This is a genomic window from Streptomyces sp. NPDC005808 (assembly GCF_042871385.1).
Classification (GTDB): domain Bacteria; phylum Actinomycetota; class Actinomycetes; order Streptomycetales; family Streptomycetaceae; genus Streptomyces.
Genome location: NZ_JBIAIK010000002.1, coordinates 684,337 through 709,187, shown reverse-complemented (window position 1 = coordinate 709,187; position 24,851 = coordinate 684,337). Strand labels below are relative to the sequence as shown.

The window sequence follows — 24,851 nt, the reverse complement described above, 5'->3', positions numbered from 1 at the left end:
CTCCCTCTCAAGCGATCTGACCTAGCATCCGAGCATGACAGTCCTGCCCAACGACGGGCTATCGCTCGCCGCCGAGTTCCCCTCCGCATCCCATGAGCAGTGGCAGAGTCTCGTGGAAGGCGTGCTGCGCAAGTCGGGCAAGGACGTCTCGGGCGCCGCGGCCGAAGCCGCGCTGTCCACCCCACTGGAGGACGGCCTCACCACCCGGCCCCTGTACACGACGCACGACGAGGCTCCGGATCCCGGATTTCCGGGATTCACCCCCTTCGTACGAGGCGGTCGGCCCGAGGGAAGCACGGCCGGCGGCTGGGACGTACGGCAACAGCACTCGTCGCCCGACAGCACAGCGGTGCTCGGGGACCTGGAGAACGGCGTCACCTCACTCTGGCTGGTCGTCGGCGAGAACGGGATCCCCGTGTCCTCCCTCGGCCGCACACTCGACGGCGTCTACCTCGACCTGGCGCCCGTCGCCCTCGACGCGGGACGTGAAGTCGAGTCCGCGGCGCGCGAGTTGCTGCGGCTGTACGAGGAGCGAGGCGTCGCCAAAGACGCGGCGCGCGGCAGTCTCGGCGCGGACCCGCTGGGCCACGAGGCCCGTACGGGTGAAGCGTTGGAATTCGCGCCGGTCGCCGGTCTCGCGCGACTGTGCGCCGAGGAGTATCCGGGACTGCGGGCGTTGACCGTGGATGCCCTGCCGTACCACGAGGCCGGCGGCTCGGCCGGGCAGGAGCTGGGCATCTCCCTTGCGACGGGTGTCGCGTATCTGCGAGCGCTGACCGAGGCGGGGCTGACCGTCGAACAGGCCTGTGGCCAGCTGGCCTTCCGGTACGCGGCCACCGCCGACCAGTTCCTGACCATCGCCAAGCTCCGCGCGGCCCGACGGCTGTGGGCCCGGGTCGCCGAGGCGTGCGGAGCGCCGGGCGCGGGCGCTCAGGTACAGCACGCGGTGACCTCGCCGGTGATGATGTCGCGCCGCGACCCGTGGGTGAACATGCTGCGCACGACCGTCGCCACACTCGCCGCCGGGGTCGGCGGCGCCGACGCCGTCACGGTGCTGCCCTTCGATCACGCGTTGGGCCTGCCGGACGCGTTCGCGCGCCGCATCGCCCGCAACACCTCGACGATCCTGGTCGAGGAGTCGCATCTGGCGCGGGTGATCGACCCGGCGGGTGGCTCCTGGTACGTGGAACGGCTGACGGACGAACTCGCCCACGCGGGCTGGGAGTTCTTCCAGGGGATCGAGCGCACGGGCGGCCAGGCGACCGCCCTGCGCTCGGGCCGCCTCGGCCAGGACCTCGCGACCACCTGGGCGGCGCGCAGCGCGAAGCTGGCCAAGCGGCGCGAACCCATCACCGGCGTCAGCGAGTTCCCGAATCTCGCCGAGCGTCTCGTGGAGCGCGAGCCCGCTCCCGAGCCGCCGACCGGCGGACTTCCGCGAGTGCGACGCGACGAGGCATACGAAGTTCTGCGCGCCCGCTCGGACGCCCACCTCGCCGCCACCGGAACCCGGCCGCGGGTGTATCTGGCGGCCATCGGGCCCGCCGCGGCCCACACCGCTCGCACGGCTTTCGCCGCCAACCTGTTCCAGGCCGGCGGAATCGAGGCGGTCTCGGAGGGCGCGTTCGAGGACAGCGGCGCCACCGAGGTCTGTCTGTGCTCCAGCGACGCGCTCTACGAGGAGAAGGCCGGGAGCACGGCCCAGGCGCTCAGGGCCGCGGGCGCCCGGCATGTGTTCCTGGCCGGCCGTCCCGGGCAGTACACAGATGTCGACGCGTACGTCTTCACGGGCTGCGACGCCGTCGCCGTGCTCTCCGCCACCCTCGACCGCATGGGAGTGTCCTGATGGGAATCCCCGACTTCTCCGGAATCGAACTGGGGACGCCCACCGCCGACGGCGGCACGGACGAGTGGCGCAAGGCGCTCGGTGGCGACGAGGCGTTCTGGGAGACGCCGGAAGGCATCGCGGTCAAGCCGCTGTACACCGGCCGTGACCTGGAGGGCCTGGACTTCCTGGACACGTATCCGGGCATGGCCCCGTTCCTGCGCGGGCCGTACCCGACGATGTACGTCAACCAGCCCTGGACGATCCGCCAGTACGCGGGATTCTCCACGGCCGAGGAGTCCAACGCCTTCTACCGGCGCAACCTGGCGGCGGGTCAGAAGGGTCTGTCGGTCGCCTTCGACCTGCCCACTCACCGCGGCTACGACAGCGACCACCCGCGCGTGACGGGCGACGTCGGCATGGCGGGCGTCGCCATCGACTCCATCTACGACATGCGCCAGCTCTTCGACGGCATCCCGCTGGACAGGATGACCGTATCGATGACGATGAACGGCGCCGTGCTCCCCGTACTCGCCCTCTACATCGTGGCGGCCGAGGAACAGGGCGTACCGCCCGAGAAGTTGGCCGGGACCATCCAGAACGACATCCTCAAAGAGTTCATGGTCCGCAACACGTACATCTATCCGCCGAAGCCGTCGATGCGGATCATCTCCGACATCTTCGCCTTCACCTCGCAGCGGATGCCGCGCTACAACTCCATCTCGATCTCCGGCTATCACATCCAGGAGGCGGGCGCGACGGCCGACCTGGAGCTGGCGTACACGCTCGCGGACGGTGTGGAGTACATCCGGGCGGGGCGCGAAGTCGGCCTGGATGTGGACGCGTTCGCGCCTCGGCTGTCCTTCTTCTGGGCGATCGGCATGAACTTCTTCATGGAGATCGCCAAGATGCGGGCGGCGCGCCTGCTGTGGGCGAAGCTGGTCAGGCAGTTCGACCCGCAGAACCCCAAGTCCCTGTCCTTGCGCACCCATTCGCAGACCTCCGGCTGGTCGCTGACGGCGCAGGACGTGTTCAACAACGTCACGCGTACGTGCGTGGAGGCGATGGCGGCCACCCAGGGCCACACCCAGTCGCTGCACACCAACGCGCTGGACGAGGCACTCGCCCTGCCCACCGACTTCTCGGCGCGCATCGCCCGCAACACGCAGCTGCTGATCCAGCAGGAGTCGGGCACGACCCGGGTGATCGACCCCTGGGGCGGCAGCGCGTACGTGGAGAAGCTGACGTACGACCTCGCGCGCCGGGCCTGGCAGCACATCGAGGAGGTCGAGGCGGCCGGCGGCATGGCCAAGGCCATCGACGCGGGCATCCCCAAGCTGCGCATCGAGGAGGCCGCGGCCCGCACCCAGGCCCGGATCGACTCGGGGCGCCAGCCGGTCATCGGCGTCAACAAGTACCGGGTGGAGACGGACGAGAAGATCGATGTCCTCAAGGTCGACAACTCCTCCGTACGGACTCAGCAGATCGAGAAGTTGCGGCGGCTGCGGGCGGAGCGCGACGAGCGGGTCTGCCAGGACTCGTTGGACGCGTTGACCCGGGCGGCCGGCGGCGAGGGGAACCTGCTGGAGCTGGCGGTGAACGCGGCCCGTGCCAAGGCCACCGTCGGGGAGATCTCCGACGCCCTGGAGAAGGTGTACGGGCGGCACGCGGGCCAGATCCGTACGATCTCCGGTGTGTACCGCAACGAAGCCGGCGAGTCCCCGTCCGTGGACCGCACACGCACGCTCGTGGACGCTTTCGGGGAGGCCGAGGGCCGCCGCCCGCGCATCCTGGTCGCCAAGATGGGCCAGGACGGTCACGACCGCGGGCAGAAGGTGATCGCCACCGCCTTCGCCGACCTCGGCTTCGACGTGGACGTCGGCCCGCTGTTCCAGACCCCGGGCGAGGTGGCCCGCCAGGCCGTCGAGGCGGACGTGCACATCGTCGGGGTGTCCTCACTGGCCGCCGGCCATCTCACCCTCGTACCGGCGCTGCGGGAGGAGCTGGCGGCGGAGGGCCGCGAGGACATCATGATCGTCGTGGGCGGGGTGATCCCTCCTCAGGACGTGCCGACCCTGCTGGAGATGGGAGCGGCCGCCGTGTTCCCGCCCGGGACGGTGATCCCCGACGCGGCGTACGACCTCGTCCAGCGGCTCTCTGCCGACCTCGGGCACGACCTGTGATCGAACTCGACACCTACGTCAAGGGCGTACTCGACGGGAAGCGCGCGCTCGTCGCGCGCGCCGTCACCCTCGTCGAGTCCACCCGGCCCGGGCACCGGGCCCTGGCCCAGGAGTTGCTGACCGAGCTGCTCCCGCACAGCGGCCGGGCCCGGCGGATCGGCGTCAGTGGAGTACCGGGCGTGGGCAAGTCGACGTTCATCGACGCCTTCGGCACGATGCTGACCGCGCTCGGTCACCGGGTGGCGGTGCTGGCGGTGGACCCGTCCTCCAGCCGTACGGGCGGTTCGATCCTGGGCGACAAGACGAGGATGGAACGCCTGGCCGTCGACCCCGCGGCCTTCATCCGGCCCTCCCCCACCGCCGGCACACTCGGTGGGGTCGCCAAAGCGACACGCGAGTCGATCGTGGTGATGGAAGCCGCGGGCTACGACGTGGTGCTGGTGGAGACGGTCGGCGTCGGCCAGTCCGAGACGGCCGTCGCGAACATGGTCGACTCCTTCCTCCTGCTGACCCTCGCCCGCACCGGCGACCAGCTCCAGGGCATCAAGAAGGGCGTCCTGGAACTCGCCGACGTGATCGCCGTCAACAAGGCGGACGGACCGCACGAACGCGACGCGCAGGCTGCCGCACGGGAGTTGGCGGGCGCGCTCCGGCTCATGCACGGCAAGGACGGGGCCTGGGCGCCTCCCGTGCTGAGCTGCAGCGCCCGCGAGTCTGCCGGTCTGGACACGGTCTGGGACCGCCTCGAACAGCACCGCACACTCCTCGACTCGACCGGCCGGCTCGCCGCCAAACGCCGTGACCAGCAGGTCGACTGGACCTGGACGATGGTCCGCGACGAACTCCTGGGCCGTCTGCACGCCGATCCGGCCGTACGAGCCCTCACACCTGCCCTCGAACAGCAGGTCAGGGAGGGCGAGTTGACGGCCACACTCGCGGCCGAACGTATTCTCGGGGCCTTCGGCGGCAAAGGCTCCTGAACCAACCCCCTGCGATGAGGATCTGTCCGCGGATCCCGCAGCGGAGTTGGTCGACAGCCGAAAACGCGAGAGGGCCCACGGAGGATTCCGTGGGCCCTGGCTCGTGTGACGGGTCAGGTCAGTTGGCGGCGGCTACCGGCCGTCCCGCTGCGGCCTGCGCAGGTTTGGGATGGAGCAACCGCTCGGCCAGTTCGCCGAACACCAGGCCGAAGCCGCCCCACAGGGTGATCTGGATGGCAAGCGCCGAGACGCGGAAGCGCCACAGCACGGTGGCCGGGAAGTCGGCCGGCACCTCTTGGACGACGGGCAGGAACGCGTACGCCAGTCCGATCGCCACGGCGAAGGCGGCCACCGCCGAGACGGTGGCGTACCAGGTGCCCGCCTTCGGGGCGAGCCACTTGCCCAGGATGGTGGCGGCGACGACGAGGAGCACGCTGAGCACCATCATCAGCAGGTAGAGGGTGGTCCGCTTGCCGATGGTGTCGCCGTTGCCGACGGCGGGCGGGTTGGCCGGGTACTTGAGGAACGGCACGACGTACACCGCGAGCAGCGCGGCCCCCGACAGGAGCAGCGCCGTCGCCCGCGCACTGAACCGGCCCACGCGGCCGAGCGCGAAGCAGAAGGCGAGGGCGGCGATGCCGCCGAAGGCCACCCCGTAGATCAGCACACCGGTGGCGAGGCCGGCAGTGGACTGGAGGCTGCGGGAAACGAGTTCCACCTCGTGGCCGTGGTCGTGGCCCGAGGCATGGGCTTCCTCGAAGCTGATCGCGCTGTCGACGCTCGGCTCACCGAGGAAGTAGGCGACGATCAGGGCGAGCACACCGGCGCCGAGGCCGGCGAGCATGCCCCGCACGAGAAGGTTTCTTACTGTTGCGGAGTTCATCAGGCGCGCGGCGTCCTTCGTCAGTGGCAGGGGAAGCCGAGGAGGTGGCGGGCGTCGTGCACCCACTCGTGGACTTCCTCGCCGGAGACGACGGAGGTGGCGCCCTGCTCAGCGCCGACGAAGTACAACAGGACCAGCATCAGGATGCCGAAGAAGACCGCCCAGGGGGCGATGTCCTTGAGCGGCAGCTTGGCCGGGATGACGGGGGTGGTTGTCGGCTGGGCGACATGCTGCGCCATGGCAGGACCTCCTCTGGGAGTTCGCGTCCCATCTCGGTGGTGCACATGACGACGGCCACGGGTCTGACTCCGGGTGCGCCCCAAGGGGCGTCCCATTTACAGTGGCGCGACCGTGCCGGATTCTCACCGGCTTCCGTCTCGCCGTCGTCGATAACGGACCGACGGTACCGTGTGTCGCGTGCATGGCCAAGACCGCGTCACCTGGCGTGATCTTCCTCTCGTGCCTGGTGACGCGGCCGGTGCGACGCGTGGGTCACCGGTGACACGACTCGGGCCGCGGCGTGTCGAGAAGGCGCCCATGCCCACCTTGACCAGCGATCGCGAACACCGCCCGGAACAGGCGGCGTTCGAAGCGGACGCTTCCGGCGACGGGGGCTCCAAGGCGCGGCCGACGGCCTCTCGGCCATCGCCGCCGCGGGCAACGGAGGCGGCAGTTCTGCGGCCCGACGGTCAGGCCGTGTCCGTCTCCGGACCAACCGGTGGGGCCCATGCCCACCCCGACGACCGGAAACGGCACACGAAAAGGGCCCCCGCAGGCTCTCGCCTGCGAAGACCCTTCGCACCGTCGGGACGACAGGATTTGAACCTGCGACCCCTTGACCCCCAGTCAAGTGCGCTACCAAGCTGCGCCACGTCCCGATGCGTCCGACCAGCGGTGAACCGCGTGATCGTGCGAACAGAACTTTACCCCACCCAAGGGCTGCTCCGTTAATGGCGCGAGCGCGCGACAATCGGGGTATGAGCGGGGCATCTGAGGTTCGGCAGGACGGCGGGCGGGACCGGGACCCGCACGGGCGGGCGCGCAATGCCCGGCCGCGTGACGGTCTGGGGCGGCCACTGCCGTACGGCGCGGACGGGGTGGAGCGGCAGCCCGAGGGTCTCGTACGCAGCCCCGAGGAGACCGTCGCCGAGGCGCAGGCGCTGCTGGACGGGGGTAAACCGTTCCACGCGCACGAGGTGTTCGAGGACGCCTGGAAGGCCGGGCCCGAGGAGGAGCGTGCGCTGTGGCGGGGACTGGCCCAGCTCGCGGTGGGGCTCACGCACGCGGCGAGGGGCAATACGACGGGCGGTGCCCGGCTGCTGCGGCGCGGTGCCGGGGCGGTGGAGGAGTGGGCTGCGGGGACCGGCCGGGCACGTCCTTACGGGATGGTGCTCGCGGAGCTGGGCTCCTGGGCAAGGGAGTTGGCGGGAGCCGTGGAGCGGGACGGTACGGCGATCAGCGCGACGGCCTGGGCGCCGCGGCTGCGCGGACGCCGGCCGTGACGAAGCCGAGCGCCCTCCCTCCCCCGGTGCGGTGGATCCACTGTCGGTGGTGTGCGGCAGACTCTGGGTGTGCGAAAGATTCATGTCATCGGGATCGGGGCGGGTGACCCCGACCAGCTCACGCTTCAGGCGGTCAAGGCGCTGAGGGACACCGACGTGTTCTTCATCCTGGACAAGGGCGAGGTGAAGGCCGACCTCGTCCAGCTGCGCCGCGACATTCTCGACGCGCACATACCCGAGGGGACGTACCGGCTGGTCGAGGCGCGCGACCCGGACCGCGACCGGACCGCCGGGGGCTCGGCGTACTCGCCGGCGGTCGGAGACTGGCGCAGCGCCCGGGCCGAGATCTACCAGCGCCTGATCTCCGAGGAGCTGGGCGAGGAGGAGAGCGGCGCCTTCCTGGTGTGGGGCGACCCGTCGTTGTACGACAGCACGCTCGGGATCCTGGAGGAGATCCTGGAGCGGGGCGGGGTGTCGTTCACGTACGACGTGGTGCCCGGCATCAGCAGTGTGTCCGCGCTCGTCGCCCGGCACCGGACGGGCCTCAACCGGGTCGCCCGGCCCGTTCAGATCACCACCGGCCGCCGCCTCGCGGAGGGCTTCCCGGACGGCGTCGACGACGTGGTCGTCATGCTCGACGCCCACCAGGCCTTCCGGCAGTACGCCGACGAGGACATCGACATCTACTGGGGCGCCTACATAGGCACTCCCGACGAAATCCTCGCCTCGGGCCCCATAGCCGAGGCGGGCCCCCGTATCGAGCGGCTGCGCGCCGAGGCCCGCGAGCGCAAGGGATGGATCATGGACACTTACCTGCTGCGCAGGCACCCGAAGGGGTAGCACGTTCGGCAGCTGCGGGGCCTGTACGCCGGGCGGGTCGTCCCGCATGCACCTGGATCACTCCGGTGTGAAAGTGACGAATGTGACGACCACCGAGGAAACCGTGCCGCCCGCCGCGGAGACGCCCGCACCGCCGGTGCTGGACAAGCGGCGCCGCAATGTCGTCTTCGTGACGATCATGCTGGGCATGCTTCTCGCGGCCCTGGACCAGACGATCGTGGGCACCGCCCTGCCGACGATCGTGTCGGATCTCGGCGGCGCGGCGCACATGTCGTGGGTGGTGACGGCGTACCTGCTGGCGGAGACCGTCGCCACAGTCCTGGTCGGCAAGTTCGGTGACCTGTTCGGCCGCAAGGTGGTCTTCCAGGCCTCGGCGATCATCTTCATCACCGGTTCCTTCCTGTGCGGCCTCTCGCCGAACATGACGATGCTCATCCTCTGGCGCGCGGTCCAGGGCGTCGGTGCGGGGGGTCTGATGGTCACCGCCATGGCCTTGATCGCGGATGTCATCCCGCTTCGGGAGCGTGGCAAGTACCAGGGCGCGATCGGTGCCGTCTTCGGCGTCGCCACCGTCATCGGACCGCTGCTCGGCGGTCTGTTCACGGACCATCTGACCTGGCGCTGGGCCTTCTACGTCAACGTGCCGATCGCGATCGTCGTCGTCATCGCCGCGGCCCGCACCATTCCCGTCGTGAAGTCGGCGGTCCGCCCCGTCATCGACTATCTGGGCATCGCGTTCGTCGCGATCGGTGCCAGCGCACTGATCCTGGCGACCAGTTGGGGCGGCAACGAGTACGCGTGGGGCTCGGGCACGATCATCGGCCTGTTCGTGGGCGGTGTGATCGCGCTCGGCCTGTTCTGCTGGGCCGAGACCCGCGCTGCCCAGCCGACCCTGCCGATGCGCCTGTTCGCCAACCCCGTCTTCACGGTCTGCTCGATCCTCAGCTTCATCGTGGGCTTCGCGATGCTCGGTGCGATGACGTTCCTGCCGACCTATCTGCAGTACGTCGACGGCGACTCGGCCACGGTCTCCGGCGTCCGTACGCTGCCCATGGTCATCGGCCTGCTCATCGCTTCCGTCTTCAGCGGCAACGTGGTCAGCAGGACCGGCCGGTACCGGATCTTCCCCATCGCCGGCTCACTGGTGATGGCGGTGGGGCTCTATCTGCTCTCGCTGATGGGCCCGGACTCCAGCGCCTGGCTGGAGTCGCTGTACATGTTCGTGCTGGGCACCGGGATCGGGCTGTCCATGCAGGTGCTGACCATCGCCGTGCAGAACACCGTGCTCTACGCCGACCTCGGCACCGCGACCTCCGGCGTCACGTTCTTCCGTACGCTGGGCAGCTCTTTCGGGACAGCCGTCTTCGGCACGATCTACACCAACTCTCTGAAGCCGAACCTGACCGACGGGGTCGCGGAGGCCACCCGCACCGGCGCGGCGGATCCGGCCGCGATCGCCCAGGCCTCGCAGAGCCCGGAAGCGCTGAACAGACTGCCGTCGGCGGCGGCCGAACCCCTCGTCAGGGCGTACGCCGACACGCTCCAGACCGTCTTCCTCTGGACGGTCCCGGTAGCGGTCCTCGGCTTCTTCGTGGCCCTGTTCCTCAAGCAGGTGCAGTTGCGTGACAGCGCGCGAATGGGCTCGACCGACATGGGTGAGGGCTTCGCGTCCCCCTCCAGCGCCGACTCGCAGCGGGTCCTGGAAGCCTCGGTCGGAAAGATCATCGGCGGTACGGAGCTCGACACCGCGCGCCGTATCGTCACCGATTCCGACACCCGCCTCGATGTGGCCGGGGCGTGGGCCGTGATGCAGGTGGAGCTGTTCACCCGGTTGGTCGGCCATGCGAGTCTCGGGCTGATCGCCGCCCGGCGCCGGCTGCCTCCGGAGGTTCTGGTGCCGGTCTTCGACCGTATGGTCGAGGAGGGCTACCTCACCCGCGACGGTTCACTCTTCTCGCACACCGCGGCGGGCGAGCGGGAGGCGCAGCTCATCGGCAGGGCGTGGGGCACCTGGCTCGCCCAGCGTGTGGAGCAGGACATCGGCCGCCCGTCGGGCGAGGACCTGCGCGCCGCCGTCGACTCCATCGCCAAGCGCCTGCTGGTCGAGGACCTGACCAATGGATGGCCGCCCGGCCGGCAGCTCCAGCCCGCCTCCGCCGCAACCGGCTGACGCACCCAGCTGACGCGCCCGTCAGCTCGCGCCGAGGTCCGGTCGGGCACCCAGCTGGCGCGCCCGTCAGCTCGCGCCGAGGTCCAGTCGGGCGAGGGCCGACGAGACGTCCGGGACCGCGCTGACGCCGTCCGGAAGGGGCGGGCGGCGTACGAGAACCACCGGCAGCCCCAGGTCACGTGCGGCCGCGAGTTTCCCCGCCGTCGCCTCTCCCCCGCTGTCCTTGGTCACCAGGACGTCGATGCGATGCTCCCGCAGCAGGATTTTCTCGCCGTCCACCGTGAACGGACCGCGCGCCAGCAGCACCTCCGCGTCCGGGGGAAGCGGAGGCTCGGGCGGCTCGACCGAACGGACGAGGAAATGGAGTTCGGGCAGCTCCGCGAAGGCCGCGAGGCCCAGGCGGCCCGTGGTGAGGAAGACCCGGCGGCCCAACTCCGGGAGCAGCGCGGCGGCTTCGCCCAGGGAGGCCACCGAGTGCCAGCGATCGCCGGGGCCGGGGCGCCAGCCGGGGCGGCGCAGCGCCACAGCCGGAACGCCGGTCGCCGCCGCAGCCCGAGCAGCGTTCGCCGTGATGCCCGTCGCGAAGGGGTGCGTCGCGTCCACCACCGCGTCCACACGATGCTCGCGCAGCCACCGGGCCAGACCGTCCGCCCCGCCGAATCCCCCGATCCGCACTTCTCCGTCGAGCGCGCCGGGCCGGGACACGCGCCCCGCCAGGGACGTGGTCACCCGCACTCCGGGGCACGCCGCCAGTAGGCCGGCGAGTTCTCGTGCCTCGGTGGTACCGCCGAGGACCAGGACGTGGGGGGACATGGGGTCGAGCGTACGGTCAGCGCAGCAGCAGCTGCGCTCCGCCCACCACCGTCGCCCCGATCACCAGTCGCTCGAAGAGCCGCTGGTTGATCCGGCTCACGGCCCACTTGCCGAGGACCGCCCCCGGCAGCACGAAGACCACCAGCGCCGCGTCCAGGAGCAGCGAGTTCCCGTCGATCAGGCCAAGGCCCACGCTGAACGGCACCTTCGACACATTGACGATCAGGAAGAAGAAGGCGGCGGTGCCCAGGAAGCCGAGCTTCCGGAAGCCCGCCGACAGGAGGTACATGGACATCACGGGGCCGCCCGCGTTGGCGACCATCGTGGTGAATCCGCCGAGCACGCCGTAGGAACGGGCCTTGATCCGGCCCGTCTGCGTCGCCACCGATTCGGGTTCCTCGTCCTTCTTGGCGGCCCGCCTGCGCCACAGGGTGACCGCCGCCATCATCAGCAGGATCGCGCCGATCGAGGTGCGTACGACCCCGTCGTCGGCCCACACCAGGAAGAGCGTGCCGAGGACGACTCCCACGGCGACCGCCGGGAAGAGCCGCCAGAGCGTGGGCCAGTGGGCATGGCGCCGGTAGGTGAGCACCGCCAGTACGTCCCCAGCGATGAGGATGGGCAGCAGCACCCCCGTCGAGGCGCGCGCGGGCAGCACGGCGGCGAAGATCGCCAGGCTGACCGTGTTGGCCCCGCTGACGGCGGTTTTCGAGAAACCGACGAGCAGGGCCGCGGCGGCGAGCGCTGCGAACTCCCAGACAGATATGTGCCAGAGCGTCATCGTGTTCATGCGGGGACCGATGTTATGCCCACGTATCTCTTTGCGTAAGGACCGTCTCGCCCATTGGCCCCTGGGGCGCTGGCGGACCGGCACCGCACGACTGTCAGCCCGCCCGCTCTCGGGCACGGGCGCCGGCCTCCGTGACACCCGGTCGATCGCCGTGACGTGATTGCGGTGCGCGACCAGTCGTCCGGGGGCCCGAGGTCAGGCGCCCCCCGCCGCCTCTCCTCCGGCACACGGATCGTCCGCGAGTCCCAGTCGGACGAAGGCACCCGCGAACGACGCGAAGCCTTCGTCGCCCAGCGGTTCCACGACGCGGCGGCGCACCGAGTCGGCGAACACCCTGGCCGCGGCGGTGGCGGTCTCGCGGCCCTGCGGTGTGAGCGCGGCGTACGTCACCCTGCGGTCCGAGGTCGACGGCCGGCGCTCGACGAGTCCGGCGTCGGCCAGCTTGTCGACGACTCCGGTCGTCCCGGCGGTGGAGAACCCGAGCGTCTGGGCGACCAGTCGCATCGGGGCCGCCTGCTCCGCAGTGGTGGCCAGGAAACACAGCACTTCGAGCAACGACGGCGGCAGACCGATCTCGCGCTGCGCGTCACCGAGGAGTTGGTCCGACAGTTCCCGGAATCCGGTCGCCAGGGAGTTCCAGCGCTGGAGCAGTTCCGCCTCCTCGGCGCTCGGCGACCCGGTCGCGCCGGCACTGGGGCACTCCATCGAGGCAGGCCACTCGACCCGCCCCGCAGCTTGCTGGGTCTCCCCCATGCATTCGCTCCCGTCCACCGATCCACCGTCCCGACCCGCTTGCCGAGGATACCCCGCCCAGCTATTATCTCGCTAACTACCTAATAGCTGACGACATATTGAGTCTTCAATCTTCCGCGCGTGAACGAGGTACGGGTTCCGGCCCCTGGATCACGCGGATTCCCCCGAACATCACTCTCGAAGGGCCCGACCGATCATGTCCGACACCACCTCGAACTCCCATTCCTCCGGTTCGCTCACGGAGGTCGGTCCCGGCCGCTGGACGCTCGACCCGGCCGGCACGTCGGTCCGCATCCAGAACAGGACGATCTGGGGACTCGTCAACGTCAAGGGCGTCTTCACCAAGGTCAGCGGCGAGGGCGAGGTGCTCGCCGGGGGCGGTGCCCACGGCAGCATCACGATCGACGCCGCCTCCCTGGACACCAAGAACACCAAGCGTGACGTGCATCTGCGCTCCGCGGACTTCTTCGACGTCGACAAGCACCCCTCGCTCGTCTTCACCGCCACCGGTGTCACGCCGTCCGGCGACGGCACCGCCCAGGTCACCGGTGAGCTGACCGTGCGCGGTGTGAGCCGCACACTCTCCTTCACCGCGGAAGCCGCCGAGATCTCGGCGGACGCCGTCACCCTCACCGCCGAACTCCCGGTGGACCGCAAGGAGTTCGGCATGACCTGGAGCCAGGCCAACATGATCAAGCCGCTGACCCTCGTCACCCTCACCGCGCGGTTCGTACGCCAGTCGTCCTGACGCCCCCTTCGCATACAGGTGCGCGCGGCTCGAAGGACCCCGCTCCATGGCTCGGAAGTGGTACGAGTCACGGTCGACCTGGAGGGTCTGACCTGGAGCGGCGCGCACCAAGCGGGGCCATGGAAAGTACGATCAACGAATGGCTGACACGACCGAAACCACGCCCGGCTGGCTGAGTCCCGACGACCTCGAGCTGGCGCGCGCACGTATGCCGATCCTCTACGTCGAGGCCGTGCCGGTGCGCGTCGACGACAACGGCGAGGTGACCAGCATCGGACTGCTGCTGCGCATCGGCCCGGACGGGACGGTGAGCCGTGCCCTCGTCTCCGGCCGGGTGCTGCACCACGAGCGGGTCCGGGACGCCCTGATGCGCCATCTGGAGAAGGACCTCGGCCCGGTGGCCCTGCCCCGGGTCCCGGCCTCCCCGCAGCCCTTCACCGTCGCGGAGTACTTCCCGACGCAGGGGACCACGCCCTTCCACGATCCCCGCCAGCACGCGGTGTCGCTCGCCTATATCGTGCCGGTGGCCGGCGACTGCCGTCCCCGGCAGGACGCTCTCGACCTGGTCTGGTTCAGCCCCCAGGAGGCTTCCTCGCCGGTGGTCCAGAACGAGATGCCGGGCGGACAGGGAGTCCTCCTCAAGCAGGCCCTCGCGCACGTCGGCTGCCTGTCCTGACCGCGGCCCTTCGGGCCACGGCCAGCGTGGAGTGAGCCCGCAGGCGCGGCTTCAGCGCAGGTCCGCCCGCACAGGGCTGTCGTCGAGGAAGCCGCCCGACTGGTGCTGCCACAGCTTCGCGTAGGCGCCTTCCGAGACAAGCAGCTCCTGGTGGGTGCCCTGCTCGACGATCCGTCCGCGGTCGAGGACGACGAGCTGGTCCATGTTGGCGACCGTGCTCAGCCGGTGAGCCACCACGAGCGCCGTCCGGCCCTCCATGAGCCGCCACAGCGCCTCCTGGACGAGGACCTCGCTCTCGGAGTCCAGGGCGCTGGTCGCCTCGTCGAGCAGCAGGATCGGCGCGTCGCGCAGGATCGCCCTGGCGAGCGCGACCCGCTGGCGCTGCCCGCCGGACAGCTTCACACCTCGCTCGCCCACCATGGTGTCGAAGCCTTTCGGCAGCACATCGGCGAACTCCGTGACGTGTGCCGCCTCGGCCGCGCGGCGGATCTCGGCGTCGGTGGCGTCCGGCCGGGCGAACGCGATGTTGTCCCGCAGCGAGCGGTGGAACATCGCCGGGTCCTGCGGCACGTAGGCGGTCAGGCCCCGCAGGTCTGCCTGGCGCAGCCTGCTGATGTCCTGCCCCCCGATCAGGATCCGGCCGCCGTGGATGTCCGTCATCCGCAGCAGCAGCCTGGCAAGCGTGGTCTTGCCTCCGCCGGACCGGCCGACGAGACCGATCTTCGCTCCGCTGGGCACGGTCAGGTCGAGTCCCTCGAAGAGCGGTTCCGCGCCCGCGTGGGCGAAGGTCACTCCTTCGAAACGGACGTCTGCGGCCCGGGACCGCAGCGGCTCCGGCGCTGCCGGGTCGAGCACGGTCGGCGGCGTCAGCAGCAGTTCGGTGAACTGACCGGCCTCCGTCATCGAGCTCTCCACGCGACGGTAGATCTGATTGAACTCGAACATGATCCGGGTCGCGTTGGTGTAGTACATGAAAGCGACCACGACCGACTCGACGCCGTTGCCGCCCCCGCTGAGCGCGACCGCGAGCAGCAGGCCCAGCGCGTTGGTCAGCACGGACATCGGCGCGACCAGTGTGTCGATGCGCAGGTTGCCGTAGTCCCACGACCTCAGCGTGAGCCGCCGCGACACCGCGACGCGTGACCGGTGCTCGGCAGCCTCGCGCTCCTCCGCGGCGAACGCCCGGACGGTGTCCATGTTCATCAGACTGTCGGCGACGTGCCCCGACACCCGGGCGATCGCCTCCTCACGTTGGTCGACCAGTGCCTGGCGGCGGCGGATGAGGGGCACCACGCACAGTGCCGTCAGCGCGATCATCACCAACAGCCCTACGACGAGCAGCGGTTCGTAGAGCCACAGCACCACCGAGCCGAACGCCAGCGGTACGAAACTGCCCACGACCTGGAACGCCATCGTGTCGACGAAGTCCTCGAAGCGGGAGGCGAAGCTCAGCACCCGCTTGGTCAGCGACCCGGCGAAGTTGTCGTGGAAGAACGCGGCGTCCTTGGCGAACAGTTCGTCCATGCCGATCACATACAGGTGCTCGATGCCGAGGGCGTCGACGCGGTTCAGGCAGTGCAGGCCGATGCGCCAGAGCGTCTCCGCGAGCAGCAGGACACCCCCGAAGGCAAGGACGTAGGGCAGTGTCGTGCCGATGGCGATATCGGCGTCGTCGGCGATTTCACCGACGAGCTTCGCGATGACCAGCGGCGCGATGTAGTTGATGCCGATGTTGCCGAGCGCCGGCAGCAGCATCGCGGGCACCGTCAGCCGCCGGAGCCGGGCCAACTCCCGTCCGTAATAACGAAGCGCGAGGAGTACCGAGCCCTTGCCCGGTAAAGCCCCGCGCGATTCAGTCGTTCCCATCCCAACCTCGCTCGGACCGGTCCCCGACGGACGGGGCACGAAGACGGAGCCTCCGCGCGGCTCTCGGCGACGCCGATGTGCGAGTACGGGCAGGCAGGACTCGAATTGTCCTGTGCCGCCGACTGCGGAGTCCAAGCGTTTTTCTCGGCCGGCGGGACATCGGCCAGCAGGACGTCAGCCACCGGCACCTCAGAGCCAACGGCACGCCCGCACTCGGAGCCGCGCGGGCCGCTCTCGCCTCACCAGCCGGTCAGGAGCAGGTGGTTGAGGAGCAGGGCCAGAGCGGCCTGTGCGGTCAGCCAGGCGCGGGGACGGGTGAGGAAGGCGCAGGCCGCAAGCAGCCACATCACGAACGGCAGCCAGATGCGTTCCGTCTCCGCCTTGCTCATGCCCGAGAGGTCGGCGATGAGGAGCGCGAGCAGGGCGGCGAGGACGAGCAGGGCGAGGCGGGATTCGGGCGCGGGTGTGCGCAGGCGGGCGCGGATGTCCTTGCGTACCGGCGCCGCGCCGGCCCGCCGCAGGCCCGCCACCGTCGCCGGGCCCGCGATCAGCACCGTGCACGCGAGGTTCGCCCACACCCAGTAGCCGTACGGCCGGATGCCACCGGCCCCTTGGTAGTAGCGGGTCACCAGCAGGCGGTACGCCTCCCACCAGTCGAAGCCGGCGAGGGTGAACGCGAGCGGGACGACGAGGACCCCGGCGACCACGTACGGGAGGGGACGCAGGCGCCGCGTACCGAGCAGCAGGACGGCAGCCGCAATCACGGCGATCAGTGTCAGCCCGTACGAGAGATACAGGGTGAGGCCGAGGAGGAGCCCGGCGGCGAGGCCGGTCGCCCGCGGCCGGTGTCCGGTGACCGCGAGGGCGAGGAACGCGAGGGCCCAGGCGGCGACCGCGGCGAAGTAACCGTCCGCGGACGTGCCCATCCAGACGGCGGCCGGGGCCAGGACGAGGAAGGGCGCGGCGCGGCGGGCGAGGGCCTCCCCGGAGAGGGCTCGTACGGTGACGAGCACCGCGACCGCCGCCGTCGCCCCGACGGTGATGCACCAGACGCCCGCCCAGGCCCCGCCCCCGAGTCCGATCCGGTCGAGGAGGACGAAGGTGAGCGTGGCCGCCGGGGGGTGCCCGGCGACGTGCGGGGGCCAGGGGTCGGGAGTCCCGATCACGATGTGGTGCGTGAAGTCCCGCAGTGCGTGCGGGATGTCGTGGAAGCGGTCGATGACCTGGAGGTACTCGTACCTGGTCGTCAGCCGCTGGGCGATCCCGCGCTGCCAGCCGTCGACGAGGGCGAGGGAGAACGTCCACGCCATGCCGGTTCCCCAGATGCTCAGCAGCAGCGCGCGCCAGGGCAGTCGGGCGGCGACGAGCGGGCCGTAGGCGACGACCGCGACGGCCACCACGATCGCGGCCGGGGTACCGGGGCCGACGTGCGGATCCCACCGGGAGAACAGCGGCGGCCAGCCGACGTGGAGCGTTCCGTCGCGGTGCTCGATGGCGGTGCCGACCAGCGCGGCGGCCAGCACGAGCAAGGCGGCGGCCAGGGCCGCGGACAGGTCACGGAGAAGATCGCGGTTCACACCAGCACGTTAGGGCGGGGTCCGGTCTCCGCGGCCTCCAACAGGGCGAACGTCAGAGTTTCGTCATGGTTCGCGGACCCCTCCGTGGGCTGTCCCGCGCCTACGGTCGAGGCATGCCACGGTCCCCTTCCTCCCCCGCTTTCTGGCGCAGTCCACTGCGCGGCCCCTGGTTCACCTCCGTGCTGGGCCTCGTGCTGCTCGGCGGCATCACGGTGCTGTTCGTGACGGGTCTCCTGTCGTACGCCGCCTACAACCCGGGGCTGTCCGGGGTGAACGACATGACCCCGGACAAGGGTCTGCTCGGCTTCTATCTCTTCTCCTGGCCGACCGGCCCGCACTGGCTGTACCGGCTGACGCAGGGCGTCCACGTCACGCTCGGCATCACCTTGATCCCCGTACTGCTGGCGAAGCTGTGGTCGGTGGTGCCGAAGCTGTTCGCGCTGCCGCCGGCCCGGTCGCTCGCGCACGCGCTGGAGCGGATCTCACTGCTTCTGCTGGTCGGAGGCGCCCTGTTCGAGTTCATCACGGGCGTGCTGAACGTCCAGCTCGACTACCTCTTCCCCGGCTCCTTCTACACGTTGCACTTCTACGGCGCCTGGGTGTTCTTCGCGGCGTTCGTCACGCACGCGGTGCTGAAGATGCCGACAGCCGCACGTAATCTGCGCCACCTGCGAGATGAACGCCCGGCGGGGGACGAGGAGTTGGTGTCCCCGGATCCGGCCGAGCCCACCGTCTCGCGACGCGGCGCCCTCGGCTTCGTCGGCGGCGGATCACTGCTGCTGTTCGCCACGACGGCGGGCCAGAGTTTCGACGGGCCGCTGCGGGAGACGGCCCTGCTGGCGCCGCACGGCGGCCCCGAACCGGGTTCCGGGCCCGGCGCGTTCCAGATCAACAAGACGGCCCGGTCGCGCGGGATCAGCACGGCGGAGACGAGCGCGGAGGCCTGGCAGCTGGTTGTCGAGGGACGCGGCCGGACGGTCCGCCTGAGCCGGACCGAACTGCTCCAACTACCTTTGCACAGCGCCGCGTTGCCCATCGCCTGTGTAGAGGGCTGGTCGACTTCCGACCAGAGGTGGCGAGGGGTGCGGTTGCGGGACCTGGCCCGGCTCGTGGGCTATGACCGGGCGCCCGACGTCCTGGTGGAGTCGCTCCAGCTACACGGTGCGTTCCGCCGGGCGGCCCTGCGTGACAACCAGGTGAGTGACCCGGATTCCTTGCTCGCCCTGTTCGTCAACGGCGCGCCGCTCACCCCCGACCACGGGTACCCGGCGCGGATCATCGTCCCCGCGGCACCCGGTGTGCTCAACACCAAGTGGGTGGCCCGGATGACCTTCGGTGACCTGTAAGGAGACGTGTCATGCGACGACCGTTCAGGACCGCCGCCATCGGCAGTCCGCTGCAACTCCTGCTGCTCGCCTGCTCGTTCGCGCTCGCCGGTTACGCGGGGGTGCGGCTGCTCGCGGGCGACTGGTTCGGGGTGGCCCTGTGGTTCGTGGGTGCGGCGGTGGTGCACGACCTGGTGCTGCTGCCGCTGTACGCAGGGGCGGACCTGGCTCTCTCCCGCGTGCTGGGCACGGTCGGCCGCCGGGGGTGGACGGTCTTCGTCCGGGTACCGGCGGCGCTCTCCGGCCTCCTGCTGCTGGTGTGGTTTCCGCTGATCAGCGGGCGGGTGGCGGACCACTACCGGTCCGCGACCTCCCTGTCCGGCGACGGGTTCCTCACCCGCTGGCTGTTGATCACGGCCGCGCTGTTCGGCGGCTCCGCGGCGCTGCTGGTGCTGCGGTTGCGCAGGGCGACGAAGGAACGACCGCCCGCCTCCCACTGACCGTCCACCTGCCAGCCCGCGCGCACCGCCCGCCTCAGCAGAGCCGCCGTGCCGAGGCGGGCCCACGGGAAGGCCGGGCCGACGGCGCCGTGGGTATCTGCGACGCGGACGACATGGACGTGGACGCGTTCGTCGACGTCCATGTCCGGCACGGCCTCGACGATCAACAGGCCTCCGGGTGCGAGGAGTTGGGACATCCGGCGGAGCAGGGCGGCCGGGTCCCCGCCGATACCGACGTTGCCGTCGATGAGGAGAGCCGTGTCCCAGCGGCCCTCACCGGGGAGTTGCTCGAACACGGACCGGCGCAACGCCTGCCCTCCCAACCGCACCGTGTGAGCGACGGCGGCCTCGCTGACGTCGATGCCGAGCGCGGGCCTGCCGAGCGCCGCGAGTTCGGCGACGAGCCGTCCCGGCCCGCACCCCACGTCGAGCACGGCGCCTTCGCAGCGCCGCAGAGCCTCCAGATCGGCCGCGTCGGCACGTGCGCACCAGCGCTCGACGTCGAGGGGGAGCAACCAGCCGTCGGGGCGACGGAGGTAGAGGGGGCCCCGGCCGGTACGGAGTGCGTCGGAGTACGGGTCGGCCGACCAGGGTGCGGAAGGGCTCACCGGCGTGGCCGGCATATGAGGCCGAGACCGTTCAGGCTTGGAGCGGGGCCATCCGGAGGCGGGCGGCTGGGGCGGGGAAAGCCGCCCGGCGGCTTCAGATCCTGCGCTCATCGGCGGCTCACCGCCCGGACACGGGCCAGCTCCGCGGCGAAGGAGCCCTGCGGCGCCAGCGCCGCGACCGCCTCCGCGTCGGCCGCGGTGTCCACGTCCCGGAGCCGGGGCAGATCGCGTACGCGCAGGCCCGCGGATGTCAGGCGGTCCCGCTGTACGGCGCCTGTGACCGGCGTCGACATCGGTACGCCGCGGAGCAGTTCGGGGTCGGGAGCGGCGAGCCCCAGCGCCCAGAAGCCGCCGTCCTCGGCGGGTCCGAAGTAGGCGTCGCAGTCGGCGAAGTCCACGGTGAGGAGGTCGGGCGTCACCTGGGGCGTGTCCATGCCGATGAGCAGCGTGGGCCCGTCGCAGCCCGCGAAAGCGGCGGCAAGCCGCTCGTCCAGACCTCCCGCGCACTGCGGTACGACGTCGAAGCCGGGCGGCAGCCACCGGCCGGGCGTGCCGTCGAGCACCAGTACGCGGCGCCGCGCGGGCGTCGCCGCCACCGTACGCAGGGTGTCCACGAGGGCCGCCTCGGCGAGCAGCGCCGCTGCACGGGGCGTGAACGGCGGCGTGAGCCGGGTCTTCACCCGTCCCGGTCGCGGCTCCTTGGCGATGACGAGCAGGGTGCTCACTGGGCGGTTCCTCCTGGAGAGGGGGCGGACGCCTGGGCGGGCGCCGGTGGTTCGGCCAGCACGCGGCGCATGTCCCGTACCGCCTGCCAGGTGCCGCGCCAGGTGCCGGTGACCTTGGAGGCGCCGGTGCGTGGCAGGTACGGCACGTCGTGCTCGGTGACGCGCCAGCCTGCGTCGGCGGCACGGACGACCATCTGGAGCGGATAGCCGCTTCGGCGGTCCGTGAGGGCGAGATCGAGCAGCGGCGCGCGGCGGGCCGCACGGAGCGGGCCGAGGTCGTGGAGATCCAGCCCCGTGCGGCGGCGCATCATCCGGGCCAGCGCGAGGTTGCCCGCCCGGGCGTGCGCGGGCCAGGCGTTCCGGCCGTGCGGGCGGCGCCGCCCGAGGACGAGGTCCGCCTCGCCGTCCCGTACCTCCCGTACGAAGGGGACGAGCAGGGCCGGGTCGAGCGAGGCGTCGCAGTCGCAGAAGCACACGAACTCCGCGGTGGCGGCGGTCAGTCCGGCATGGCAGGCGGCGCCGAACCCGCGGCGCGCCTCTCGCACCACGGTCGCGCCGAGGCTGCGGGCCAGTTCCGCGGAGCCGTCCGTGGACCCGTTGTCCACGACCAGCGCGCGCCATCCCGGCGGGATGCGGGCGAGAACCCAGGGCAGGGCGGCGGCCTCGTTCAGGCAGGGAAGGACCACGTCGACTTCCGGCTCCGTCGCGGGAAAGGGGGGATTTGCAGTCACGGCTTCACCCTACGAACTCGAAAAGGGCATATCGGACTTTGCCTCCTTACGAAACACGGACGTCGGGCCGCGCCGGCGGCACGGGGCCGAAGCCGGTGGGAGGCTGGACGCATGCAGCAGCCGTACGAATCCCCAGCCACCGGGCGTGTGCCGAGCAGGCAGGGGGAGACGGCCCCGGGCGGAGCCGGGGCCACGACGCGCGTTCTCGTCGTCGACGACGATCCGACCGTCGCCGAGGTCGTCTCCGGCTACCTCGACCGGGCGGGGTACGTCGTGGACCGGGCCGCGGACGGGCCCACCGCGCTCGCCCGGGCCGCCGCGCACTGGCCGGACATGGTGGTACTGGACCTGATGCTGCCGGGGATGGACGGTCTTGAGGTGTGCCGGCGGTTGCGGGCACACGGTCCTGTGCCCGTGATCATGCTCACCGCCCGCGGTGACGAGGACGACCGGATCCTGGGCCTGGAGGTCGGCGCCGACGACTACGTCACAAAGCCGTTCAGCCCTCGGGAGCTGGTGCTCCGGGTGGAGTCGGTCCTGCGCCGCGCCCGGCCTGCCACCGGCGCTCGCCCCCTCCACGCGGCCGGTCTCACCGTCGACCCGGCTGCCCGCCGCGCCACCAAGAACGGTGCCGAACTCGCCCTCACCATCCGCGAGTTCGACCTCCTCGCCTTCTTCCTCCGGCACTCCGGGCGGGCCTGCAGCCGGGAGGACCTGATGCGCGAGGTCTGGGGGTGGGACTTCGGGGACCTGTCGACGGTCACCGTCCACGTACGCCGGCTTCGGGGCAAGGTCGAGGACGACCCGGCGAGGCCACGGCTGATCCAGACGGTGTGGGGCGTCGGCTACCGCTTCGACGCCACGCCCGGCGAAGGGACGGCCTGACGATGCACGACACCGGATCCCGCGAAGAGACGGCCTGACCATGCACGAGACCACACTCCTCGAAGAGACGGCCTGACCATGCACGACATGCTGCTCATCGCCCTCTTCGCCTTTCTCGGTGCCGCCGCGGCCGGGGTGCTCGGCGCCGGTGCGCTCTGGCTGATCCGGCGGCGGTCGCTGACCGCGTCCCTGGCTGTCGTGGCCGTCGTGGCCGTCACCGCGATGCTCGCCGGGACGCTGGCCGTGGCATGGGCGATGTTCCTGTCCTCGCACGATCTGACCGTGGTGACGACGGTCGTCGCGATGGCGGCCGTGGTGTCCCTGGCGACCGCTCTCCTCCTCGGCCGCTGGGTCGTCTCCCGCAGCCGGGCGCTCACCCTCGCCGCCCGCTCCTTCGGCGACGACGGCGACTTCGCGGCCCCCGAGGGCCCCGCCACCGCCGAACTCACAGCGTTGAGCCGGGAGTTGGCGGCCACCAGCACCAGGCTCGCCGAATCCCGCACCCGCGAGCGCGCCCTGGAGACCTCGCGCCGCGAACTCGTGGCGTGGATCTCCCACGACCTGCGCACCCCGCTCGCCGGGCTGCGCGCGATGTCGGAAGCCCTGGAGGACGGCGTCGCGGCCGACCCGGACCGCTACCTCCGCCAGATCCGCACCGAGGTCGAGCGCCTCAACGACATGGTCGGCGACCTGTTCGAGCTGTCCCGTATACACGCCGGAACCCTCGCCCTCTCGCTCTCCCGGATGTCGCTGTACGACCTGGTCGGCGACGCTCTCGCGGGAGCGGACCCGCTCGCCCGCGAACTTGGTGTACGGCTGGTCGGCGACCGGATCGAACCGGTGCCCATCGAGGTGGACGGCAAGGAGATGAGCCGCGTCCTGGGCAATCTGCTGGTCAACGCGATCCGGCGGACACCCGCCGACGGCACGGTCGCGGTCGCGGCCCGGCGGTCGGACGAGGGTGTCGTACTGTCCGTCACCGATGGCTGCGGGGGCATCCCGGAGGAAGACCTCCCGCGTGTCTTCGACACGGGCTGGCGCGGCACGCACGCGCGGACGCCTCCCGCGGGCGCGGGGCTCGGCCTCGCGATCGTCCGGGGCATCGTGGAGGCCCACCGGGGACAGGCCACCGTCCACAACGTCCCCGGCGGCTGCCGCTTCGAGGTCACGCTCCCCACGGCCGAGGCATGAGCGGGGGCGCTCTGCGAGGTGCCAGGACTTGCCCGGCGAGTCACGCCGGAGACGGGGGCTCGGCACGCCGGTCTGCGCCGACGAGGCGCCGCCGAGCTCCTGCGACCTGTGCCGCCGGACAGGCCCTACTCCCAATGCCAGTGACCTAACAGCTGCCGGACGTCATAGCCAGCGACGATTCCGCAGTTCAGAGCCCGAACGCCGCGTTAAGTCACTGGCATTGGCCCTACTCCCCTCGCAGCTTCGCCGTCGCGAACTCCCGCATTCCCTCCGTGAACCCGACCTCGGGCTTCCAGCCCAGCTCGGCCCGCAGCCGTGACGAGTCGGCCGTGATGTGGCGCACGTCGCCGAGCCGGTACTCCCCGGTCACAACGGGTTCGGGCCCGCCGTACGCCAAGGCCAGAGCACGCGCCATCTCGCCGACAGTGTGCGGCTCCCCGCTCCCGGTGTTGTACGCGGTCGACGCGCCCTCCCGTGGCTCGGCCTCCAGCACCGCCACGTTGGCCGCCGCGACATCCCGTACGTGCACGAAGTCCCGTCGCTGGCCGCCGTCCTCGAAGACCCGCGGAGCCTCGCCCCGGGCGAGCGCGGACCGGAAGAAGGAGGCGACACCCGCGTAGGGGGTGTCGCGCGGCATCCCGGGTCCGTACACGTTGTGGTAGCGCAACGACACCGCCGAACCGCCCGTGGACCGCGCCCACGCCGCCGCCAGGTGTTCCTGGGCCAGCTTGGTCGTCGCGTACACGTTCCGCGGGTCGACCGGAGCGTCCTCACCGACCAGCCCGGGCGTCAACTCCTCACCGCAGCGCGGGCACCGGGGCTCGAAACGCCCCGCGTCCAGATCGGAGACGGCCCGGGGCCCGGGTCTCACCGTCCCGTGCCACTCACACGCGTACGAACCCTCGCCGTACACCACCATCGATCCCGCGAGCACCAGCCGCCGTACCCCCGCCTCAGCCATCGCGGCCAGCAGCACCGCCGTACCGAGGTCGTTGTGTGACACGTACCGGGCGGCGTCGCCGAAACCCTTCCCCAACCCGACCATCGCCGCTTGGTGGCACACGGCGTCCACGCCCGGCAGGGCGGACGCGACCGCGCCCGCATCGCGCACGTCCGAGCCGTCGAGCAGGTCGAACCCGACCGGGTCGTGCCCCCGCGCGATCAGCGACTCGACGACATGGGACCCGATGAACCCGGCTGCGCCGGTGACCAGTACTCGCATGTGCGGAAGGCTAGGACCACGGGGACGCCATGAGGCAGCACCGCGCCTGTCATGTCACGGG

22 protein-coding genes, 1 tRNA gene and 1 riboswitch are annotated in these 24,851 nt (G+C 71.0%); of the genes, 11 read left to right on the top strand and 12 right to left on the bottom strand.

Annotated elements, in window-relative coordinates:
* Positions 1-34 precede the first annotated feature (34 nt).
* From ACFYPC_RS06720 to meaB, 3 genes are read left to right on the top strand one after another with little or no spacing between them, the layout of a single operon-like run.
* Entirely contained in the window at positions 35-1,843 is a 1,809-nt protein-coding gene (locus ACFYPC_RS06720; RefSeq protein WP_388671805.1) for a methylmalonyl-CoA mutase family protein, read from the top strand.
* Positions 1,843-4,005: a methylmalonyl-CoA mutase gene (gene scpA, locus ACFYPC_RS06715; protein ID WP_388671802.1), complete on the top strand. Its 2,163-nt coding sequence runs from the start codon at positions 1,843-1,845 to the stop codon at positions 4,003-4,005. The genes ACFYPC_RS06720 and scpA overlap by 1 nt, the downstream gene beginning before the upstream one ends.
* Positions 4,002-4,985 (top strand): methylmalonyl Co-A mutase-associated GTPase MeaB, encoded by a 984-nt coding sequence (gene meaB, locus ACFYPC_RS06710; protein ID WP_388671799.1) that lies wholly within the window; start codon positions 4,002-4,004, stop codon positions 4,983-4,985. The genes scpA and meaB overlap by 4 nt, the downstream gene beginning before the upstream one ends.
* Positions 4,986-5,103: 118 nt before the next feature.
* Here the strand turns inward: meaB and ACFYPC_RS06705 are convergent, their stop codons facing one another.
* The 3 genes from ACFYPC_RS06705 to ACFYPC_RS06695 form a co-directional block, all read right to left on the bottom strand.
* Complete coding sequence (locus ACFYPC_RS06705) at positions 5,104-5,868, bottom strand: CbtA family protein (RefSeq protein ID WP_388671795.1); 765 nt, start codon at positions 5,866-5,868, stop codon at positions 5,104-5,106.
* A gap of 20 nt (positions 5,869-5,888) precedes the next feature.
* Positions 5,889-6,107: a CbtB-domain containing protein gene (locus tag ACFYPC_RS06700; RefSeq protein WP_388671792.1), complete on the bottom strand. Its 219-nt coding sequence runs from the start codon at positions 6,105-6,107 to the stop codon at positions 5,889-5,891.
* A 35-nt stretch (positions 6,108-6,142) separates the two neighbouring features.
* Positions 6,143-6,285, bottom strand: a riboswitch (cobalamin riboswitch).
* A gap of 387 nt (positions 6,286-6,672) precedes the next feature.
* Positions 6,673-6,746: transfer RNA gene (locus ACFYPC_RS06695), tRNA-Pro, on the bottom strand.
* A gap of 99 nt (positions 6,747-6,845) precedes the next feature.
* Here ACFYPC_RS06695 and ACFYPC_RS06690 point away from each other — a divergent pair.
* The 3 genes from ACFYPC_RS06690 to ACFYPC_RS06680 all read left to right on the top strand — a co-directional run bounded on the left by ACFYPC_RS06690 (position 6,846) and on the right by ACFYPC_RS06680 (position 10,380).
* On the top strand, positions 6,846-7,370 hold the full coding sequence (locus ACFYPC_RS06690) for a DUF309 domain-containing protein (protein WP_388671789.1): 525 nt from the start codon (positions 6,846-6,848) through the stop codon (positions 7,368-7,370).
* Positions 7,371-7,439: 69 nt separating this feature from the next.
* Positions 7,440-8,210: a precorrin-6A synthase (deacetylating) gene (cobF, locus tag ACFYPC_RS06685; protein WP_388671785.1), complete on the top strand. Its 771-nt coding sequence runs from the start codon at positions 7,440-7,442 to the stop codon at positions 8,208-8,210.
* An 82-nt stretch (positions 8,211-8,292) separates the two neighbouring features.
* Positions 8,293-10,380 (top strand): MDR family MFS transporter, encoded by a 2,088-nt coding sequence (locus ACFYPC_RS06680; RefSeq protein WP_388671782.1) that lies wholly within the window; start codon positions 8,293-8,295, stop codon positions 10,378-10,380.
* A gap of 66 nt (positions 10,381-10,446) precedes the next feature.
* Here the strand turns inward: ACFYPC_RS06680 and ACFYPC_RS06675 are convergent, their stop codons facing one another.
* The 3 genes from ACFYPC_RS06675 to ACFYPC_RS06665 form a co-directional block, all read right to left on the bottom strand.
* Positions 10,447-11,193: a cobalt-precorrin-6A reductase gene (locus tag ACFYPC_RS06675; protein ID WP_388671779.1), complete on the bottom strand. Its 747-nt coding sequence runs from the start codon at positions 11,191-11,193 to the stop codon at positions 10,447-10,449.
* A gap of 16 nt (positions 11,194-11,209) precedes the next feature.
* A complete protein-coding gene (locus ACFYPC_RS06670; protein ID WP_388671776.1) occupies positions 11,210-11,983 on the bottom strand; it encodes a sulfite exporter TauE/SafE family protein in 774 nt (257 codons plus the stop codon).
* Between the two features lie 195 nt (positions 11,984-12,178).
* Entirely contained in the window at positions 12,179-12,736 is a 558-nt protein-coding gene (locus ACFYPC_RS06665) for a MarR family winged helix-turn-helix transcriptional regulator (protein WP_388671773.1), read from the bottom strand.
* 196 nt (positions 12,737-12,932) lie between these two features.
* On the opposite strand from ACFYPC_RS06665, the gene ACFYPC_RS06660 reads away from it, so the two are divergent.
* Both ACFYPC_RS06660 and ACFYPC_RS06655 read left to right on the top strand, forming a co-directional pair.
* Complete coding sequence (locus tag ACFYPC_RS06660) at positions 12,933-13,484, top strand: YceI family protein (protein WP_388671770.1); 552 nt, start codon at positions 12,933-12,935, stop codon at positions 13,482-13,484.
* Positions 13,485-13,623: 139 nt separating this feature from the next.
* A complete protein-coding gene (locus tag ACFYPC_RS06655; RefSeq protein WP_388671767.1) occupies positions 13,624-14,160 on the top strand; it encodes an NUDIX hydrolase family protein in 537 nt (178 codons plus the stop codon).
* Between the two features lie 51 nt (positions 14,161-14,211).
* On the opposite strand, the gene ACFYPC_RS06650 is transcribed toward ACFYPC_RS06655, so the two are convergent.
* Together ACFYPC_RS06650 and ACFYPC_RS06645 are read right to left on the bottom strand one after the other, a co-directional pair.
* A complete protein-coding gene (locus ACFYPC_RS06650; protein ID WP_388671764.1) occupies positions 14,212-16,026 on the bottom strand; it encodes an ABC transporter ATP-binding protein in 1,815 nt (604 codons plus the stop codon).
* Between the two features lie 239 nt (positions 16,027-16,265).
* The gene (locus ACFYPC_RS06645) at positions 16,266-17,603 is read right to left on the bottom strand and encodes a hypothetical protein (protein WP_388671761.1); all 1,338 of its coding nucleotides are present in this window, start codon (positions 17,601-17,603) and stop codon (positions 16,266-16,268) included.
* A 113-nt stretch (positions 17,604-17,716) separates the two neighbouring features.
* Here ACFYPC_RS06645 and ACFYPC_RS06640 point away from each other — a divergent pair, with 113 nt between their 5' ends.
* Positions 17,717-18,949 (top strand): molybdopterin-dependent oxidoreductase, encoded by a 1,233-nt coding sequence (locus ACFYPC_RS06640; RefSeq protein ID WP_388671758.1) that lies wholly within the window; start codon positions 17,717-17,719, stop codon positions 18,947-18,949.
* A gap of 334 nt (positions 18,950-19,283) precedes the next feature.
* Here ACFYPC_RS06640 and ACFYPC_RS06635 read toward each other — a convergent pair whose 3' ends face one another.
* The 3 genes from ACFYPC_RS06635 to ACFYPC_RS06625 all read right to left on the bottom strand — a co-directional run bounded on the left by ACFYPC_RS06635 (position 19,284) and on the right by ACFYPC_RS06625 (position 21,492).
* Positions 19,284-20,051, bottom strand: coding sequence for a class I SAM-dependent methyltransferase (locus tag ACFYPC_RS06635; protein WP_388671755.1), 768 nt, complete (start codon positions 20,049-20,051; stop codon positions 19,284-19,286).
* A 92-nt stretch (positions 20,052-20,143) separates the two neighbouring features.
* Positions 20,144-20,761: a DUF2064 domain-containing protein gene (locus ACFYPC_RS06630; protein WP_388671752.1), complete on the bottom strand. Its 618-nt coding sequence runs from the start codon at positions 20,759-20,761 to the stop codon at positions 20,144-20,146.
* A complete protein-coding gene (locus tag ACFYPC_RS06625) occupies positions 20,758-21,492 on the bottom strand; it encodes a glycosyltransferase family 2 protein (RefSeq protein WP_388671749.1) in 735 nt (244 codons plus the stop codon). The genes ACFYPC_RS06630 and ACFYPC_RS06625 overlap by 4 nt, the downstream gene beginning before the upstream one ends.
* 111 nt (positions 21,493-21,603) lie before the next feature.
* On the opposite strand from ACFYPC_RS06625, the gene ACFYPC_RS06620 reads away from it, so the two are divergent.
* A complete protein-coding gene (locus ACFYPC_RS06620; protein ID WP_388671746.1) occupies positions 21,604-22,377 on the top strand; it encodes a response regulator transcription factor in 774 nt (257 codons plus the stop codon).
* Between the two features lie 78 nt (positions 22,378-22,455).
* A complete protein-coding gene (locus ACFYPC_RS06615) occupies positions 22,456-23,568 on the top strand; it encodes a sensor histidine kinase (protein WP_388671743.1) in 1,113 nt (370 codons plus the stop codon).
* Between the two features lie 226 nt (positions 23,569-23,794).
* Here the strand turns inward: ACFYPC_RS06615 and ACFYPC_RS06610 are convergent, their stop codons facing one another.
* Positions 23,795-24,790 carry an NAD-dependent epimerase/dehydratase family protein gene (locus tag ACFYPC_RS06610; RefSeq protein ID WP_388671740.1) on the bottom strand — a complete coding sequence of 332 codons (996 nt, stop codon included), beginning with the start codon at positions 24,788-24,790 and terminating at the stop codon, positions 23,795-23,797.
* Between the last annotated feature and the right edge of the window lie 61 nt (positions 24,791-24,851).

Excerpts from the sequence above, each read along its gene's own strand:
- ACFYPC_RS06705 (WP_388671795.1), bottom strand. The coding sequence starts at position 5,868 with ATGAACTCCGCAACAGTAAGAAACCTTCTCGTGCGGGGCATGCTCGCC.
- ACFYPC_RS06620 (WP_388671746.1), top strand. The coding sequence starts at position 21,604 with ATGCAGCAGCCGTACGAATCCCCAGCCACCGGGCGTGTGCCGAGCAGG.
- ACFYPC_RS06655 (WP_388671767.1), top strand. The coding sequence starts at position 13,624 with ATGGCTGACACGACCGAAACCACGCCCGGCTGGCTGAGTCCCGACGAC.
- ACFYPC_RS06640 (WP_388671758.1), top strand. The coding sequence starts at position 17,717 with ATGCCACGGTCCCCTTCCTCCCCCGCTTTCTGGCGCAGTCCACTGCGC.
- ACFYPC_RS06615 (WP_388671743.1), top strand. The coding sequence starts at position 22,456 with ATGCACGACATGCTGCTCATCGCCCTCTTCGCCTTTCTCGGTGCCGCC.
- ACFYPC_RS06665 (WP_388671773.1), bottom strand. The coding sequence starts at position 12,736 with ATGGGGGAGACCCAGCAAGCTGCGGGGCGGGTCGAGTGGCCTGCCTCG.
- ACFYPC_RS06650 (WP_388671764.1), bottom strand. The coding sequence starts at position 16,026 with ATGGGAACGACTGAATCGCGCGGGGCTTTACCGGGCAAGGGCTCGGTA.
- scpA (WP_388671802.1), top strand. The coding sequence starts at position 1,843 with ATGGGAATCCCCGACTTCTCCGGAATCGAACTGGGGACGCCCACCGCC.
- ACFYPC_RS06670 (WP_388671776.1), bottom strand. The coding sequence starts at position 11,983 with ATGAACACGATGACGCTCTGGCACATATCTGTCTGGGAGTTCGCAGCG.
- ACFYPC_RS06720 (WP_388671805.1), top strand. The coding sequence starts at position 35 with ATGACAGTCCTGCCCAACGACGGGCTATCGCTCGCCGCCGAGTTCCCC.
- ACFYPC_RS06660 (WP_388671770.1), top strand. The coding sequence starts at position 12,933 with ATGTCCGACACCACCTCGAACTCCCATTCCTCCGGTTCGCTCACGGAG.
- ACFYPC_RS06610 (WP_388671740.1), bottom strand. The coding sequence starts at position 24,790 with ATGCGAGTACTGGTCACCGGCGCAGCCGGGTTCATCGGGTCCCATGTC.
- ACFYPC_RS06635 (WP_388671755.1), bottom strand. The coding sequence starts at position 20,051 with ATGCCGGCCACGCCGGTGAGCCCTTCCGCACCCTGGTCGGCCGACCCG.
- ACFYPC_RS06700 (WP_388671792.1), bottom strand. The coding sequence starts at position 6,107 with ATGGCGCAGCATGTCGCCCAGCCGACAACCACCCCCGTCATCCCGGCC.
- ACFYPC_RS06675 (WP_388671779.1), bottom strand. The coding sequence starts at position 11,193 with ATGTCCCCCCACGTCCTGGTCCTCGGCGGTACCACCGAGGCACGAGAA.
- ACFYPC_RS06690 (WP_388671789.1), top strand. The coding sequence starts at position 6,846 with ATGAGCGGGGCATCTGAGGTTCGGCAGGACGGCGGGCGGGACCGGGAC.